The following is a 16,267-nucleotide window of genomic DNA, read 5'->3' on the forward strand; positions in this document are numbered from 1 at the left end:
CGGGCGCTGACGAAGCGGCTGTGGATGCCCGCTGCAGCGCTTCGCCGCTTTGGTTTCTGGCGTCCGTTTCGGCTGCTTCGGTCGCTTTGGCTGTTGCGTCCGTTTCGTCTCTCTCGTTCTTAAAGCTTCTTGTGGCTACCGTCGCACAGCGGCTTGTTGGCGCTGTGCTTGCAACCGCAAAAGTACAACTTCACGGCCGCTTCCGCTTTGTACTCCAGCGGCAAGTAGGGGCCAGCTTTGTGGCTACCGTCGCAGAAAGGCTGCTTCCTGCTGTTACCGCAAGCGCACCACCAGTAGGTCTTGCCGGCTTCGACCTCGACCGCGTAAGGCGCTTGTTGGGCAACAGTTGGCTTGTTCTCGCTCATGGCAGTCTCCAGTTTCTTGTTGTCGCTCGCCAATAGGGCAAGCCGGGGCGGGGCCCGCGGGCCCCGTGCGACCGCCAGTCTACTGCTTCAGGGCTTCGACGGCGATGCTTAATGTCACCTCGTCGCTCACGTGGGGCGCGTTCTTGCCGGCGTTGAAGTCGGAACGTTTGATCGTGGCGACCGCATTGGCGCCGATGGCATCCTTCTTGAGCATCGGGTGCGGCATGGCGTGAAACGAAGTGACGGTCAGCGTCACCGGCTTGGTCACTCCCTTGATGGTCAGCAGACCTTCGACGGACACCGGTATGTCGCCTTCGAATTTCACGGCCGTCGACTTGTAGGTGATGGTCGGATACTTCGCGGTATCGAAATAGTCCTCGCCCTGGATATGCTCGTTGAACAATGGGTAACCGGTATCCACCGACCTGGCGTCAATGCTGATGTCCACCGTGCCGGTCTTGGCCGCACGGTCCACAACGATGGTCCCGGAAGTCTTGTTGAAGCGCTGGATCTGCTTCGAGTAACCAAGATGGCTGTACTCGAAACGCGGATAGGTGTGGTTCGGATCGACGACAAAGGTTTCGGCTGCGGCGAATACCGGCGCTGCGAAAAGACCGCTGAGGGCGAAAACGGCGAAAACTTTGCGTGCGGCAACTTGCTTCTTCATGCAATATCTCCTTGAGATGCGAGCGATGGTGATTCTGCAGACGGTTCCGAACTTCTCGCCTGCAACGGCTTACTTGCCGGCCGCGGTGGGCGCAGCGACGATGTGAAACTTGATTTGCACTTCGTTGGCGACGGCGCTGACATCGGACCAGATACCGTCACCAACACCGAAATCGAGGCGCTTGAGGACGAAAGCGCCGGCGAAGATAGCATGACCACCCTCCTCCCGGAAGCTGAAAGGCGCGCTGACATCCTGCGTCTTGTCCTTGATGGTGAGCTTGCCAACGAGTTCGAATTTGTCGCCGCCGAGCGGACGAATCGCCGTCGCCACGAAAGTGGCGGTGGGGAACAGTTTGACGTTGAACCACGGCTTGCCGACCACCTCGCCGTCGGCCTCCGCAGAGCCGGCATCGACACTGGCCAGGTCGAGCTCGAGCCGGGCAGTCGCCGTCGCCGGCCTGGCCGGATCGAAAGCCAGGGTCGCGGAGAACTTTTTGAAGCGGCCATCGACCGCTACTCCCATTTGTTTGGAAACGAACTGCAGCGTGCTCTTGTCGGCCTGGAACTGCGTAAACTCGACCGCCTGCGCGGTGCCACTGGCGACCAGCAGCGCGGCCAGCAACGCGGACAGGATAGGGCGAAGGATGTTCATGTTTTCTCCATGGGTGCGTCGAACGCGGGAAAGTTTTCGCTGCCGGTCAGTGGCTTTGCTCCTGCGATGGGGTACGGGTCTGGGTCTGGGGGGACTCCTGCCGGCGCTTGCGCAAAGGCAGCATGCGCGACAGGATGTCGTCGCGGTCGACGAGATGATGCTTCAGTGCAGCGCCCACATGCGCGACCACCAGCGCCGCCAGACTGAGGTTGAGGATCTTGTGCACCGTCTGCAGCAGCTCGCCGAGCGCCTTGTCCTTGCCGAGGAGATCGGGCAGCGGCAGGACGCCAAAATACACGGTCTGGAAACCTTTGGCGGAGCTCATCAGCCAGCCGCTCAGCGGAATGGCGACCATCAACACGTAGAGCAGATGGTGCATGCCGTGCGACGCGGTCTTTTGCCAGCCAGGCATCGCCGCCGGCAAGGGCGGCGGCCGGTGGCCGGCTCGCCACAGCAGGCGTAGCAGGACCAGCATGAAAGCGCTCACGCCGGCCCACTTGTGCCACGAATAGAGCTTGAGCTTGTCGGGTGATAGCGGCAGTTCGTGCATGTAGATGCCGAGGCTGAACAGGCTGATCAGCAGGATGGCCATCAGCCAGTGCAGAGCAATGGCAGGATTGGAATAGCGCCTGTTGGTCATCGTTTTGGACATCGTCATCACCTTCTTTCTGGTTTGCTGGCAGCTCTTGCCGAGCCAGGACATGAGAGCTGAGAGCTGAGAGCTGAGAGTTGAGCGTCGAAAACTGAAAACGCGTCGTGTCCTGTGATCCCGCCTTGTCGTCTTGTCGCCTCGCGTCTCCGACTTCAACGCGTAGCGAAGAGTTCCTGCGCCAGGCAGGCCAGCGGACGCGGCCGATGGTCGACGAGAGTAGCAAAATCCGTGCTCAGGCTTGCGCGCTTGTCGGCTGTCCGGGCCGTCGTCAGCCGCCGCGCCGACACGCGCCCGTTGCCGATTGTGCATGCCTTATGCGATTATCTGCTGGCCAACCACTGCCGCATCCGCAAGGCAAGCACTACAAGCAAGATAAGTTAAAACAATCTACTGGAGGAGGTGAAATGATCAACAAGCCCGTTTGGGACGAATCGATATTGACCAGGGATGGCCTGTTTCCGACCGTCCTCGCGATTGGCGATTCGTGGTTCTGGTACCCGAAGAATAATCTTCTCAACCAGCTGCACAAGCGCCTGAACCGCAAGAAGCGCCACATCATCCTGGTCCGTGGCCATAGCGGTGCCGAAGCCGTCGAATACGAGTCAGGCCCGATTCGCGAGCAGATCGAACGCGACCTCGACCGCAAGAAAGGCTATGGCCGGACCATTAAAGCGGTTTTTCTGTCTGGCGGAGGCAACGATTTCGCCGGCCGTGACGATCTCGGGAAGCTGCTCCTGGAAGACTGTTCCAACGCTACTTCAGCCTTCGCCTGCTTGCGTAGCGGCCAGCCGAAGCAGCTCTTCAGCAGCGTCATCGACGCCCTGCTCAGCGTCGTCACGCTGGTCGAGGAGAAAATTCCCGGCACGCCGGTCTTCGTGCACAGCTACGACTATCCGCCGCCAAACGGCAAAGGCTTCCTCGGTCTCGGGCAATGGTTGCAGTATCCGATGGATGAAGCCAACGTAGACCGCGCCCTGCAGCCGGAGGTGGTCAAGCTGCTGATCGACGAGTTCTGGCTGTGCCTTGAAGAAGCGCAGGCGAAAGCGCCAACACTGCAACTCGTGGACGGGCGTCATACCCTGAAGCCCGAAGACGATTGGGCCAACGAGTTGCATCCGACCGTACGCGGCTTCAATCGCCTCGCAAAATGCTGGCGGCCGGCGCTGGAACGGACAGGAATCGCCTGAGCGGAGAGCTGCCCCGCCTGCCGACCCGCCTGTTGCCGCATTTTGACGACGTCGGCGTGACCGCCCCGGCTTGACCACCGTCGTGGCTGGCCGGCTGGCACGGCGGTCGGGTTGATCATCAACCCGGCCGCCGACAAAACCCTCAGGCGGCCGCCTGCCGGGTAACGCCACCGACGCGCAGCGCGGTCAGGATCGACAGCCCCCACAATGCGGCAATGCCGATCAGCACCGCGGCGAAACGCCCGCCGTCCATGAGCCCGCCGAAGACCAGCGGCGCCAAGGCCAGGCCGGTATCGAGCCCCGAGTAGACAAAGCCGTAAACGCGGCCGTAGGCCGCCTGCCCGAAGCGCGAAGTGGCCGCCCGGCGTACCAGCAGGTCACGCGATGGGCCGGCGATTCCCGTGCAGTAGCCAATACCGACCATCAGCGGCAACACGCTCCACTGCGGCAGCGGCAGCAGCGCCAGCGCGATAGTGAGCAATGCCCCGGCGCCGAGCGCCGCAGCAATCAAGCGTTCCTGTTCGCCTTTCTGGGCCAGGAAGCCGCCGGTCAGAATGCCGCCAGCGCCACCGACCAGATACGCCGACAGCGCCGTCGCCCCGGCCGCCAGGGACAGACCGTGCAGGTTTTGCAGGATCGGCGTCACGAAATTCTGAATGCCGCCAAAGGCGGTGGTGATCAGCAGAAAGAACAAAAAGCACATCCAGACCGCCGGCGAGCGCAGAAAACCGAACGCCGAAATCGCCTGCCCACCCGCTGCGCCGCCGACCAGTGAGCCCGGCGGGTCAGCCAGTGTCCGCCGCCGCCAGGCGACGAGCAGCAAAGCCAGCGCTGCGACCCCCGCGGCGGCCAGCGCGGCAACCCGCCAGCCGGCAGTCGCAGCAATCCCGGTCATGAACACCGGCGCCAGCGCCCAGCCCAGATTGCCCGACAAACCGTGGATCGAGAAAGCGTGCCCGAGCCGGTGCTGCGAGACGTGCCGGTTGAGCACCGTGAAGTCGGCGGGGTGGAAAACACTGTTGCCCAGCCCGGCCAGCGCGGCAACCAGAGTCAAGCCAAGGTAATCGTCGACCACTGACAGCAGCAGCGCCGCAAGCAGAAAACACGTAATGCCGCCACCAAGCACCCTGGCCGCACCAAAGCGATCGACGAGGAAACCGGCCAGCGCTTGCCCAATCGCCGAGACGACAAAGAAAATCGTCATCGTCGCCCCGATGCCGGTAAAGCTCAAACCAAAATCGTGCATCAGCCAGGGAAACAGCGGCGGCAGCAGCAAATGGAAGAAGTGTGATACGCCATGCACGAAACCGATCAAGGAAATCACTTCCAGATCGTGGTTTTTTTCAGGCAGGGAGGCGACAGCGTCGACAGCGGTGGTCATGGGAATGCTCCGGAATGCGTGCGGCGAGTCTAGCTGCTTCTGGCGCGGATGGTGCAATTGGTGCAGAAAGCCAAGCAACACCTACTTGCTCGGCAGCGCGCCAAACGTCTCCGCCGGCCAGACTTCCCACCGGCCGGTCTCTGAATCACGCACCCGCCAGCCAAGCCAGCGCCACGCGTCGCCATGGACTTCGATGATGCGATTACGTTCCAGATCGAGTGACGCCCAGGCGCCGCCCTCGAAGAAGCGAATCTGTCGGCCCAGAGGCGCGCCGGTCGCCGCGTCCCAGAGCCGAAGCGTCCCGTCCCACGAGGCAGACACGAGGCGCTGCCCATCCGGGGACCACGCACAAGACGACACTACCTCGTCGTGGCCGCGCAACACCAGTAGCGATTCGCCGCTCTGCGCGTCCCATACCCGCAACGTTCCGTGGTCCGAAGTAGTCACCAGACGAAGGCCGTCGGGAGACCACGCACAGCAAGAAGGGTAGACCTCCTCCTCCTGATGGTTGCTACGCACCCACAGCGACTCGCCACTCTCCAGGTCCCATAGCCGCAGCGTCCCATCGCAGGCGGCGGAGACCAGGCGCCGCCCGTCGGGCGAGCAAGCGCAGGTGGACACCTGCTCCTCGTGGCCTTTCAATACCTTTAGCGATTCGCCACTCTCCATATCCCATAACCACAGCCCCCCATCCCACGCGGCAGTTACCAGGCGCCGACCGTCGGGCGACCATGCGCAGGCCGACACTTTCTGCTCATGATCACCAGGTACGACCAGCGTCTCGGCACTCTCGACGTCCCATAGCCAGAGCACCCCGCGCGGCGAGACGCACGCTAGGCGGCGAGCGTCTGGAGACCACCCAAACCCCATCACCTCTTCATCGTCTCTGTTCAGCAGCCGCAGCAAGTCTCCGCACACCGCATCCCAGACCCGCAGCATGCCATCCCATGATGTTGACGCGAGGTAGCGCCCATCGGGCGACCATGCACAGGCCAGCACGCCATTTTCATGGCCAAGCACCAGCAGCGATTTGCCACTACTCGCGTCCCATAGGGAAAGGTCCCAGCCCCCCTCCGCCCCTGACGCCACGCGGCGGCCATCGGGCGACCACGCACAGGCCATCACGCCCTGACTACGGCTTCCCCGCATCAGCAGCAACTCGCCGCTATCCGCATCCCATATCCGCAGTGCCCCGGACGCGGACGCCAGCCGATGGCCGTCGGGCGACCATGCACAGGCCAGCACGCCACCTTGATGGCCCGAAAACACCAGCAGCGATTCGCCACTACTCGCGTCCCACAGGGAAAGGTCCCCGCCCCACGTGCCTGACGCCACGCGGCGGCCATCGGGCGACCACGCGCAAGCCGACACCACCTTTTCCTGGCCGCGCAACACCAGTAGCGACTCGCCGCTGGTCACTTCCCACAGCCGCAGCGTGTGGTCCGACGACGCGGATGCCAAGCGACTCCCGTCGGGCGACCACGCGCAAGCCGTCACCTCCCCTTCATGCCCTCGTAGCACCAGAAGCGACTTACCACTCACCACATCCCATACCCGCAATGTCTGGTCGCGCGAGGCAGACGCCAGGCGACTCCCGTGCGACCATTGGCAAGCCGTCACTTCCCCTTCATGGCCACGTAGAACCTGCAACATTTCTCCACTGTCCGCATCCCAAATCCGCAAGGTATGATCCCAGGAGGACGACGCGAGACGACCATCGGCCGACCACGCGCAAGCTGTGACGGCTTCTTCATGACCTCGCAGCACGAACAACAATTTGCCACTCGCCACGTCCCACAGCCGCAGTGTCTGATCCCATGAGGCAGAAGCGAGGCGACGCCCATCGGGCGACCACGCACAATTGAAAACGGCTTTTTCATGGCCGAGCAGCACAGCCAGCTCGTCACCGCTTTCCGCGTCCCATAGCCGCAAGGTCCGGTCTCGTGACCCTGAGGCCAGTTGACGCCCGTCTGGCGACCAGGCACAGGCAGTCACGGCCTCCTGGTGGCCATTTAGAGGTGTCAATACGCGATCGACTCCAGCCGGCACTACACATCCCTCGACCTCCTCACAGGCAACAAGGAAGGCGGCAGGAGCTTCGGCCGCCAATCCTGTTGCGGCGCGAAAGTGACAGAAAAGGAACTTCGTCCGGTAAAAGCCGCCACCAGAAAAATCGGCCTGCGTGAAATTGCATTGTCGGAAAAGGGCACCCTTCAGTTGCGCCCCGACGAGCCGCAATCGGGGAGCCCGAATCGACAGCCACTGGGTGTGCGACAGGTCTGCCGCACCTAGATCAGCGCCTTCCAGATCGAGATGGGCGAAGGCCGCGCCAGACAAGCGCGCCTCGCGCAAGCAAGCGCCACGCAGGTTAACCCGTGGCTCGCTTTCCCGCCCCCAGATCTCCCAATTCCGCAAGTCAGCGCCTTCAAGGCGAAAGCCAGCGGTCGAGGGCGCTGGATAGCCCTTGCGAAGAGCGAGCAGTGCATACGAGAAGGCCAACTCACTGGCCTGCGGCCGCCGTGTGTCGCGCAGTTCGCGCAGCGTTTCCAGAGTCTTGTCGCGCAGCGACCCATCCTCGGCAAGCAACTGCCCGAGAAAATCGAGCGTTTCCGGGCTCGGTATCGGCAAGGCCCACAACTCCGGCGAACCCTGCCGCAGCGCTTCGAACAAATAGCCTGCCAGGAAGAACTCCTGCAGCGACGTGTGAGCGAAGCGAAAATTGTCTTCCCCCTCGCGCACCAGGAAAGTCGCCGTGCGCAAATCTTCCTTGAGCAGCTCTCTATCCTTGCCGTCGTAGTGCGCGGCGATGGCGGGACGACGCGCCAGGAAGTCAAGCAGCCACTGTTCCAGATCGCCCACTGACCACACCCGCTGCCCACAGCGCCACAGTTCCGCCGCGAGATGTTCCATCAGGCGACGCTTGTGATCCGGCAAGATCTGGTGCTTGCCATCATCACGCTCCAGCCACGACAGCACCATGTGACGATAGAGCATTACGCCGGTGACACTTCGACCTTCAAGCTTCCAGCGCTCGATTTCAGGGATATGGCGAGTGATCAGGCTCAAGGTGTACGGCCGCTCGGCCATCTCGGAAAGGTTGTGTACCGCCCGAATCAGCTCCAGCACCCGCTCGGGATCCTGATCTGGCAGGGTATGAGCGAGATACTCGCGGATCTGTTCTTCGCTGAAAGGCAGCAGGACGAAAGCCCTGTAGTCCTCGGCTCGGACGCCGTCCCGGTCTTCGGCGGTGAAGAAATTCTTCTGCTCGCGCAGCGTCCGGAAAAAGTGTGTTCTGCAGGCCATCAGCAGGCGTCCGCGTCGCCCCAACTTGGCCGCCGGCCTAGCACTGGCTTGGCCCCTCCCTACCGGCGCGACAGGCGGCAACAGCCGGAAAATCTCGCGGACGAAGCGCTGCCCGCCGGCAGGCGACAAATGCACCAGCACCTCGTCGAGGCCATCGAAGATGGCCACCGCGCCTTCGCTCTGTACCAGCCGGATTGCTTCGTCAGCCGTCAGGTCGGGCTCGCCGTGGCCACCCCGCCAGCTCTTGACGAGCACGCTTTCGAGGATCTCCTTGAGGCCCGGCTCGGCCCGGGCGCGGTCGCCGAGGTGGCGCAGGTCCAGGTAGATCGGCAGCGGCGTGGCCGGGTCGTCCTTGCGTCGATCGAGCAGTGAACGGGCAAAAGCCATGCAGGTGGTCGTCTTGCCCATGCCCAGTTCGCCAAGCAGCGCGCAATACGGCTGCGCCTGCGGATTACCGACCCAATCGTCGAGAAAGGCGAGCGCATCGGCACGTTCCACTTCGGCTGCAGGCGTCTCCGGCTCACGTTCGAGTTTGTGCAATGCGCTGGAGAATCCCTGTGTGGGCACGTGACAGTGCCAATCGAAGATCTCGTCGATGTAGCGCCGCTGAGCACGCTCCGCGCGCTCGCGAGGTGAGGCCGATCGCTGTGCGGTCGTAACCGGCGGCGTGGCAAAGCGAACGGCCACCACAGCGAGAATTTTCTGGAAGAGCTCCCGGGCGAAGTCCTCCTGGGTCTTGCCTGTGCTCCGCTCGGCAAAAGCCCGCCCAGCCTTGTCGTGGAAGATCTGGCGCTGCTCGAGACCTTTGAGGTCCATTGAGCCATCAACCAGAACTCGCTTCAACGCCACCGGGATGGCTCGCTTTCCCGGGTCAGCGGCGCCCGGTTCGCGGGCAACAAACGCCGCAAGCTCGTTTGCAGTGATGTACTTGCTGCCGAGGAAGCCGGCAGAAACCAGCAGCAGTCCGAACTGACATCGTGCAATAGCGCCCTGGATCTCCTCGTGCCACCCCTCCCCGGGGAGAATATCGCGATCGGTCCAGGCTTCGAAGTTGTAGTCCTTGGAGACCTCGAGCTGGTTCTGCAAGTGCTCTAGCAGCTTGTCCGATTGAACCTTGTCCTTGTGCGCGTAGGAAACGAAATAGCGGACAACTGGTTTGCCGTCACGGGTCTCCAGAAGCTCGATGGCCGATTGACCACTTCGCTGGACGTTCCCGGTCTCCTCGACAGCCAAGCGAGTCGCCGCCTCAAGCGCGCCGTCGTCGCCCTCGAACCAGCACCAGCGCTCCGCCGGCGCAGCCCGGGTCTGGCGGTCCGTTTCCAGCGAGAGCCTCAAGCCGAGTTCCGCAGCAGCCTCCCGAAGTCGGCTCCTGAACTGACGGAAAGCGGTCAGCGCGCCTTCCCTTAGCTGATTCGGGAACAAGGCCTGAAGCGCATCGGCGAGTGAAATCCGTCCATCGTCGGCGAGCAGAGCGAGCAGCGAATCGAGCCGCGTGCGATCGGTTCGACTCAGGTCATCACACAGCTTACCGGTAGCCCGCCGGACGGCGGTGGGAGAGAGTATGTTGGCAGCCATGGGATTTCCTACGTAATCGCTACGAAGTGATTCTATGCGGCTAAAACCCAGAGTTCAAGCTGCTTTCTACGGTATTGCTACGCAATGCTCCGTTAAATCCCTTTCAAAAGCGTACCGGATTTCTTCGAACTTCGACCGCGTGAAAATCACCCTGCGTCAGTGCTCTGTCCACGTCCGGAGAAGCAGTGAAGCGGCCGATTCAGCGTAGAGCACTGGAGATCTCTAGCATTTTTTTCAATACGCGCTAATATTGGGCAAGCGAAACACTACTTACGAAATGGACAAAGGATTAGTTCCTTGATATCGCCAGAAAGATAACAAGCAGAAAAGCAAGCGCTCCCCAGCAGCGGTCATTTCAAATGGATTTCCTGGAGGCCCCAATTGCTATGTCACTTGAACCGCCCCGCCGCCGCCAATACCAGCGAAGCCAACACGATCCCAAAAGCCAGCAGGATCAGCGTCGACCTCCCGCCCGCACTGCCAGACCGCCATCCGGCGACGCCACTGTAGTCATGGCATTCATAACCTGACGACTCGCAGAGGCGGGCAGAATGGCAAACAATCACTCCTGCCGCCCGGTCAGGCTGTGCCTGGTGCACACGCCCTGCCCTGCGCTGGAAGACGATCGCCTGGAGCCGCCACTCGGGCTACTTTATCTGGCAGCCATCGCACGCGATCTGGGACACGAGGTTCAATTGGTGGACCTGGCGGGATCTGCGAATCCCGATCCGGAACGCGACCTGCCGCGTGGTTTCGACCTCTACGGGTTTTCTACCTACAGCGTCAGTTACGAATTGACCGTAGCCCTGGCGATGACGGTGAAGCGTTGCAATCCCGGTACCTTGCTGATGGCCGGAGGCCCCCATGCCACGGCCCTTCCAGAGCAGGTTTCAGGTGACGGCTTCGACGTAGTTGTCACGGGGGAAGGCGAACTCGCGCTGGCCCGAGTCCTGCAAGACCTGGCGGCTGCTTCGACGCCGCCGCGCATCCTCGCCGGGCAGACACCCGATCCCCTGGATAGCGTGCCGTACCCCGCTTACGAGTTGGTGGACATCACCAGCTACCGCCGTACGGTGTCCGGTCAGCGCAGCCTGTCGATCGTCAGTAGCCGTGGCTGTCCCTTCCCCTGCTCTTTCTGTAATTCGAACATCATGGGGGCTGGGCACGGAATTCGCTATCGATCGGCCGAGAATGTCGTCGCCGAGATTCGCCACTTGAAAGCACAGTATGGCGTGCGGCATTTCCGATTCCAGGATGATCTGTTCACTTCCAGCAAGCGGCGCCTCAAAGAGCTGTCGCCGCTGCTGCGCACCGAGGAAGTCTTTTACCGCTGCTTCGCCCGAGTCACCGGCTTCTCCCGCGACGTCGCCCAGCTGCTGGTTGACAGCGGCTGCCAGCACGTGAGCTTCGGGGTCGAGTCCGGTAGCCCGATGATCCTTGGTCGGCACGCGATGAACAAATGCCAGACGCCTGTTCAGATACGCCGTGCGTTGGCCAACGCGGCCGCCGTCGGCCTGACGGCACGCATTTACCTGATCGTGGGGTTCCCTGGTGAGACAGAGCACAGCATCGAGGAAACGCTGGCGCTGGTAAAGGACTGCCCCTGGGAGGAGTTCATGGTCTATCCGCTGATCGCCTACCCGGGTACCCCGATTCACGACCACCCAGAAAAGTACGGGATCGTGTCCATAGATCGTGACTACTCCGGATACCTGCAGATCGGCCGCGAACGGCGAGCCGGCTTCACCATCAGTACCACCACCTTCGACCACCACCGGGTCCGCCTCTGGCGCGACCGGGTAATTGACGAGCTAATTGCCGATGGCCGCACCTGGGCCGGTGCATCGCAAAATTTTCGGTAAAGGCACGAGGACGACAAACATGGATGCCAAATCACTGTTTCCAAACGCCGAATACGAGGCGTTCCCGGTGTGCACTCAGGTCACTCTGGTGCACGGAGTTTGTGACAGCCGCTGCGTCTCCTGCCCGGTCGGTCGCGTGCGCTTTGGTGACGCTGACGCTAAAAGCGTCGCGGAACTTGGGCCACGGCAGCATCAGTTGATGCGCTTGGAGCTGTTTCAGAAGGTCGCTGACGAGGTCGCCCGCTATCCGCATGCCTGGCTGCGACTGCACGCACGCGGTGAGCCGCTGCTGCATCCCGATTTCGTTGCCATGGTGAGCTACGCGAAGCGGGCGGGGGTGCGCCTGGTGCAGGCTTTCACCGACGCGGTGAGGCTCGATGAGAAAATGTCGCAAGCTATCCTTGCCGCCGGCCTTGACGTTCTCGAGTGCTCTGTCCATGGGCACACGCACACTTATGAGCGCCTGATGCGTAACGGCAAGCACCAGCAGGTCGTCGACAACATCATCGCTTTTCGACGTCTGCGCGATGCCAGCGGCGCGCCAACACGGCTGGTGGTTTCGGCAGTCGATCAGCCGGAGTTTCAGGTGGAGAAAGAGGACCACCGCGCTTTCTGGAAGCAGCATGCCGACCAGGTGATCTACCGCCCCTACCATAGCTGGGGCAACCGCATTCAGGGCCCGTGCGCCGCTCAACCCGAGCAACGCCACCCTTGCGCCCAGCTTTGGACGCGCTGCACGGTTGGCCCGGGAGGCAAAGTCCTCGCCTGCTTCAACAGCTGGTCCGAGCCCGACGAAGATGTCCTGGGCGACCTAAGTCTTGCTGAAAGCAGCATCGCCGCGGTCTGGCAATCGGCCCACAACGACCGCATACGGGAGGATCACGTCGAGGGGTGCTACTCACTGAGCTGCTGTCGGACCTGCCGCGACTGGGTCGGGAGCGCCTGGGGCAGCAACAGCTACGAGCACCTGCTGGAGCAGGGCCTCCAGCTGGGACGTGATCATGACAATTGAGTTTGGCAGCACCCGGCTGCTCAATCCTCTCTCACCACCGCGCTTCGCGCCCTGGCCGTCGGCGGTAGGTATCGAGCTCACCACTCGCTGCCAACTTCAATGCCGCCACTGCTGTAACGAATCGGGACCCGAACAGAGCGACGAGCTAGAATTTGCGCTGATCGAGCGAACACTGGCCGAGATGCACTCGTGGGGGGTCAAGCAGGTACGCCTCTCGGGCGGTGAACCGACCCTTCATTCGCAGCTTAAGCAAATCCTCGAAGCCTGCGCGCGCCAGGCAATCGCCGTCACCCTGAATACTCACGGCGTCCTGGCCGACTCGATTCTGGCTACACTTCTGGAATCCTCCATCGCGCGTTTTCTGGTCAGCCTTGACGGCCTGGAACCTGCGCATGAACAAATTCGTGGTAGGGGCACATTCCAGCGTTCGGTGAGTACCTGTCGTCGCCTAAGCGTCGCCGGCAGGTCGGTCGCCCTCTCCTGCCACATCGGACGCCACAACCTTCACGATGTCGCGGGACTAGCGGAGCTCGCCGCCGACCTGGGCGTCGACCTCAAGTTCTCGCCCCTGCGGCCGGTGGGTCGAGCCCTGGCCGAACTCCAGGATATCTTGCCGCGACCGCAGGACTACTTCGGCGTGGTCAAAGCGGTCTCCGCACTGCGTATGAAGTATCCGACGATCCGGATATTGACCGACTTCGACATTCTCGACGCGTGCCAGGAGTCGTTCGCAGTTACCCACGCCGGAACTGCCTGTGGCGCAGGTCGGGTCATGGTCAATATTTCGGCCAGCGGCGACGTCTATCCCTGCGCCTTCTTCGTCACTCCGGATCGCAGATTCAGTGCTGGCAACCTGCACCGCGAGTCGCTAGGCGAAATATGGCGCAGCTCGCCCGTATTCGAGCCCTTCCGGGTTCATAGCAAAGCACCCGAATGTCAGTCATGCGCGCACTACCGGAATCGTTGCGCCGGTGGATGCCCGGCGATCGGGCATTTCCGGCGCGGAGCCCTCGATGCTCTTGACCCCACCTGCTTCGCCCACCTTGTGGAGAACGATTCATGATCCGGCACGTCATCAGGCAAGAACGAAGCGGCGGACTCTGGCTGATCCGCGACCAGGGTCGCGTACTGAGCGTCGGCCCGGCCAGCTATCGCTATCTGGAAGCGCTCTCCGCGGGCGACGGCTATCTGCTCGCCGAATCACTCAGGGCAGTCGCACAGGAAGAGGACTCTGAACTGCTTCCCTTGATCGAGGAGCACGGTCTTCACCAGCGTGCAGCCTGGGATGCGACGCGCTGGGTGGCGAGCAAGATTGCCGCGGACCAACTTCCCGAGGATGCCACCGCTGCACCCAAGCGCATTTATTTCGAGATGACGCGCCAATGCAACCTGGCCTGCCGCTCGTGCTTCAACGCCTCCCGGCTGGCGCTCGCTAACGAGCTCGGACGCGAAGGGGCGCTGGAGGTCAACCGCCAAGCATGGGAGCTGGGCGTCTTCGAGATGCGCTACACCGGGGGCGAGTGCACCACTTTGCCGTGGTTCGCCGAGGTGATCGCCGACGCATACGCCCGCGGTTTCTATATATCGATGGGCAGCAACGGCGTCTGGTCCGAGGAGACGCTCGAATGGCTACCCGGCTCAGGCATTCACTGGGTCATCGTCTCGCTGGACGGTGACCGCGAAACGAACGACCGGGTACGGGGACGCGGCAGCTACGACAGCGTCCTGCGCGGCCTGCGCATGCTCGCCGGCCATTCGCTGCGGACCCGGCTCAATATGGTGGTCGCGCGCCATAACCTGAGCGCCCTCGAGGCGGTGGCCCGGGTAGCGGCTGAACATGGCGTCGACAGCCTGAACCTGATTCCCCTGCGTCCCTACGGTCGATCGCTGCGCGAAATGGTGCACGAGATGTTCAACCAGGAGGACTTTTACACCTTTATCCGCGAGGTCAATCGCTTGCGCGGACTCTACCCATGCGTCGAGTTCTCGACCACCATCGACCTGCTTGATCCCGACGCGCGCACCTCGCACGACTTGATCGTGGAGAAGAAGACCACCTGTGCGGCCGGCGTGGAAGCCTGCGTGGTCGGCCCACTCGGAGACGTTTACGGCTGTTCCTATAGCCCGGCATCGTTTCCCGACTCGCCCGACCAGGAGGGTTGGCAGGTTTTCGTCGCCGGCAACCTGCGCCAGGAAAGCCTCGGTGATATCTGGCGCGACAGCCGGCGCTGGGCCGTGTTCAGGGATCTGGAGCGCTACAAACACCAGAAGTGCCTGAGCTGCGGCCATTACCAAGTGCGCTGCTCCGGGTCCTGTCCGATTATGGCCTGGCACGAACTCGCACACGCCGAAGGCTCAGCCCGCCACGGCGAAGACATTGCCCGCATCTGCGATCCCTACTGCTTCGCTGACCTGCTGACTGCCAAGGGAACGGTGGCTAGGCGATGAGCACCCTGCACGACCGCGAACTTAATCCACTGAAGATCCTGCACCACGTCGACCGATTGCGCGACCTGGCAAGCGGCAAGGACGTGGCGCCGGTTACCGTCGAGATCGATCCCGTGGCTTACTGCAACCATGCCTGCGGCTGGTGCGTCGATCCCGTTCACAAAAACGAGCGCATGCCCTGGACGACCTTCGAGCGTTTGCTTGTCGAGTTGGCTCGCTTCGAAGTCGCTGGCCGGTGCGTCGAGGGCATCGTTTTCAAGGGCGGCGGTGAGCCGTCTCTGCATCCCGAATTCCCGGCGATGGTCGAGCGCACAGCTACCCTGGGCCTGTCCGTAGGCGTGGTAAGCAACGGTTCGCGCTTACGGGACTGTGCCGAAACGCTGGCCGGGCACACCGCCTACATTCGGGTGAGTATCGACGGCCCGACGCCGGAGAGTCACCAGCGAGTTCACCGCAGCAATGATTTCGATGACATCGTGCGAGGAGTCGCCGACCTCGTTGCTGCGCGCAAAGAACGCCGCCAACCAATCATCGGCCTGAGTTTCGCGGTGGACACGGACGGCGTGGCGCTGGCCAGAGAAGCCATAGCACTCGGCGAAAGCCTGCGGGTCGACTATGTGCTGCTGCGACCACCCTTTTTCGAGGAAGTGGGGCGCGAGCCGACCATGACCGTGAGCCAGGCCAGACAGGTACGTGCCCGATTGAGCCAACTCGCCTGCGCTTACAGTGGTCCGCTGGAAGTGTTGATCGGCAACTGGGTCGGCGACGCAGAGCAGGACAGCGAGCGCCCTGGAAAGCTGGCCGCCAACGGTCGCGGCGACATTCGGGAAATGGCCGGCATCCCAATCGAACACCGTACCGGCCGTTGCCTGGCCTCCCCCTTGCTGGCAGTCGTTACCGCCGACGGCACTCTGTACGGCTGCTGCAATCTACGCGCCCTGCCCGCCTGGGCCATGGGGCGCCTGGATTACGCCAATGGCGTGGGATTCTCCGAGTTATGGAACGGCCGGCAGCGACGCGAGCTACTCGCACGCATGCACCGCACCGAATGCCTCCGCCACTGCACCCACCCGCTGGCACGCTGTAACGAAATCATCGAGGTCCTGCGGGACCAGGAAAGACCGCATAGTCAATTTATTTAGCCAACATTTCTTGTGAAGAGGT

General features: G+C 62.4%; 12 protein-coding genes. 6 read left to right on the top strand and 6 right to left on the bottom strand.

Going from position 1 to position 16,267, the window contains the following annotated elements:
* Positions 1-119: 119 nt before the first annotated feature.
* The 4 genes from V5B40_RS18610 to V5B40_RS18625 all read right to left on the bottom strand — a co-directional run bounded on the left by V5B40_RS18610 (position 120) and on the right by V5B40_RS18625 (position 2,335).
* Positions 120-365 (bottom strand): CDGSH iron-sulfur domain-containing protein, encoded by a 246-nt coding sequence (locus V5B40_RS18610; RefSeq protein ID WP_332355895.1) that lies wholly within the window; start codon positions 363-365, stop codon positions 120-122.
* A gap of 79 nt (positions 366-444) precedes the next feature.
* Positions 445-1,032 carry a YceI family protein gene (locus V5B40_RS18615; protein WP_332355896.1) on the bottom strand — a complete coding sequence of 196 codons (588 nt, stop codon included), beginning with the start codon at positions 1,030-1,032 and terminating at the stop codon, positions 445-447.
* Positions 1,033-1,101: 69 nt separating this feature from the next.
* The gene (locus V5B40_RS18620; RefSeq protein ID WP_332355897.1) at positions 1,102-1,683 is read right to left on the bottom strand and encodes a YceI family protein; all 582 of its coding nucleotides are present in this window, start codon (positions 1,681-1,683) and stop codon (positions 1,102-1,104) included.
* Positions 1,684-1,729: 46 nt separating this feature from the next.
* Positions 1,730-2,335 (bottom strand): cytochrome b, encoded by a 606-nt coding sequence (locus tag V5B40_RS18625; RefSeq protein WP_332355898.1) that lies wholly within the window; start codon positions 2,333-2,335, stop codon positions 1,730-1,732.
* Between the two features lie 404 nt (positions 2,336-2,739).
* On the opposite strand from V5B40_RS18625, the gene V5B40_RS18630 reads away from it, so the two are divergent.
* Positions 2,740-3,522, top strand: coding sequence for an SGNH/GDSL hydrolase family protein (locus V5B40_RS18630; RefSeq protein ID WP_291995968.1), 783 nt, complete (start codon positions 2,740-2,742; stop codon positions 3,520-3,522).
* A gap of 142 nt (positions 3,523-3,664) precedes the next feature.
* Here the strand turns inward: V5B40_RS18630 and V5B40_RS18635 are convergent, their stop codons facing one another.
* The gene (locus V5B40_RS18635) at positions 3,665-4,903 is read right to left on the bottom strand and encodes an MFS transporter (RefSeq protein WP_291995967.1); all 1,239 of its coding nucleotides are present in this window, start codon (positions 4,901-4,903) and stop codon (positions 3,665-3,667) included.
* An 81-nt stretch (positions 4,904-4,984) separates the two neighbouring features.
* The gene (locus tag V5B40_RS18640; protein ID WP_291995966.1) at positions 4,985-9,781 is read right to left on the bottom strand and encodes a TIR domain-containing protein; all 4,797 of its coding nucleotides are present in this window, start codon (positions 9,779-9,781) and stop codon (positions 4,985-4,987) included.
* A 551-nt stretch (positions 9,782-10,332) separates the two neighbouring features.
* On the opposite strand from V5B40_RS18640, the gene V5B40_RS18645 reads away from it, so the two are divergent.
* From V5B40_RS18645 to V5B40_RS18665, 5 genes are read left to right on the top strand one after another with little or no spacing between them, the layout of a single operon-like run.
* Positions 10,333-11,643 (top strand): B12-binding domain-containing radical SAM protein, encoded by a 1,311-nt coding sequence (locus tag V5B40_RS18645; RefSeq protein ID WP_291995965.1) that lies wholly within the window; start codon positions 10,333-10,335, stop codon positions 11,641-11,643.
* Between the two features lie 19 nt (positions 11,644-11,662).
* Positions 11,663-12,655: a radical SAM/SPASM domain-containing protein gene (locus V5B40_RS18650; protein WP_332355899.1), complete on the top strand. Its 993-nt coding sequence runs from the start codon at positions 11,663-11,665 to the stop codon at positions 12,653-12,655.
* Positions 12,645-13,718 carry a radical SAM/SPASM domain-containing protein gene (locus V5B40_RS18655; protein ID WP_291995963.1) on the top strand — a complete coding sequence of 358 codons (1,074 nt, stop codon included), beginning with the start codon at positions 12,645-12,647 and terminating at the stop codon, positions 13,716-13,718. Before V5B40_RS18650 ends, V5B40_RS18655 begins: the two co-directional genes overlap by 11 nt.
* Positions 13,715-15,103 (top strand): radical SAM/SPASM domain-containing protein, encoded by a 1,389-nt coding sequence (locus V5B40_RS18660; RefSeq protein ID WP_291995962.1) that lies wholly within the window; start codon positions 13,715-13,717, stop codon positions 15,101-15,103. The genes V5B40_RS18655 and V5B40_RS18660 overlap by 4 nt, the downstream gene beginning before the upstream one ends.
* Positions 15,100-16,245 carry a radical SAM protein gene (locus V5B40_RS18665; RefSeq protein ID WP_291995961.1) on the top strand — a complete coding sequence of 382 codons (1,146 nt, stop codon included), beginning with the start codon at positions 15,100-15,102 and terminating at the stop codon, positions 16,243-16,245. The genes V5B40_RS18660 and V5B40_RS18665 overlap by 4 nt, the downstream gene beginning before the upstream one ends.
* Positions 16,246-16,267 lie beyond the last annotated feature (22 nt).

Source organism: Candidatus Accumulibacter meliphilus (assembly GCF_036625345.1).
In the GTDB taxonomy this organism is placed as follows: domain Bacteria; phylum Pseudomonadota; class Gammaproteobacteria; order Burkholderiales; family Rhodocyclaceae; genus Accumulibacter; species Accumulibacter meliphilus.

What these genes read in the sequence shown, in the direction of transcription:
- V5B40_RS18655 (WP_291995963.1), top strand. Translation starts at nt 12,645, where the DNA reads ATGACAATTGAGTTTGGCAGCACCCGGCTGCTCAATCCTCTCTCACCA.
- V5B40_RS18635 (WP_291995967.1), bottom strand. Translation starts at nt 4,903, where the DNA reads ATGACCACCGCTGTCGACGCTGTCGCCTCCCTGCCTGAAAAAAACCAC.
- V5B40_RS18615 (WP_332355896.1), bottom strand. Translation starts at nt 1,032, where the DNA reads ATGAAGAAGCAAGTTGCCGCACGCAAAGTTTTCGCCGTTTTCGCCCTC.
- V5B40_RS18640 (WP_291995966.1), bottom strand. Translation starts at nt 9,781, where the DNA reads ATGGCTGCCAACATACTCTCTCCCACCGCCGTCCGGCGGGCTACCGGT.
- V5B40_RS18650 (WP_332355899.1), top strand. Translation starts at nt 11,663, where the DNA reads ATGGATGCCAAATCACTGTTTCCAAACGCCGAATACGAGGCGTTCCCG.
- V5B40_RS18610 (WP_332355895.1), bottom strand. Translation starts at nt 365, where the DNA reads ATGAGCGAGAACAAGCCAACTGTTGCCCAACAAGCGCCTTACGCGGTC.
- V5B40_RS18660 (WP_291995962.1), top strand. Translation starts at nt 13,715, where the DNA reads ATGATCCGGCACGTCATCAGGCAAGAACGAAGCGGCGGACTCTGGCTG.
- V5B40_RS18665 (WP_291995961.1), top strand. Translation starts at nt 15,100, where the DNA reads ATGAGCACCCTGCACGACCGCGAACTTAATCCACTGAAGATCCTGCAC.
- V5B40_RS18620 (WP_332355897.1), bottom strand. Translation starts at nt 1,683, where the DNA reads ATGAACATCCTTCGCCCTATCCTGTCCGCGTTGCTGGCCGCGCTGCTG.
- V5B40_RS18645 (WP_291995965.1), top strand. Translation starts at nt 10,333, where the DNA reads ATGGCAAACAATCACTCCTGCCGCCCGGTCAGGCTGTGCCTGGTGCAC.
- V5B40_RS18630 (WP_291995968.1), top strand. Translation starts at nt 2,740, where the DNA reads ATGATCAACAAGCCCGTTTGGGACGAATCGATATTGACCAGGGATGGC.
- V5B40_RS18625 (WP_332355898.1), bottom strand. Translation starts at nt 2,335, where the DNA reads ATGTCCAAAACGATGACCAACAGGCGCTATTCCAATCCTGCCATTGCT.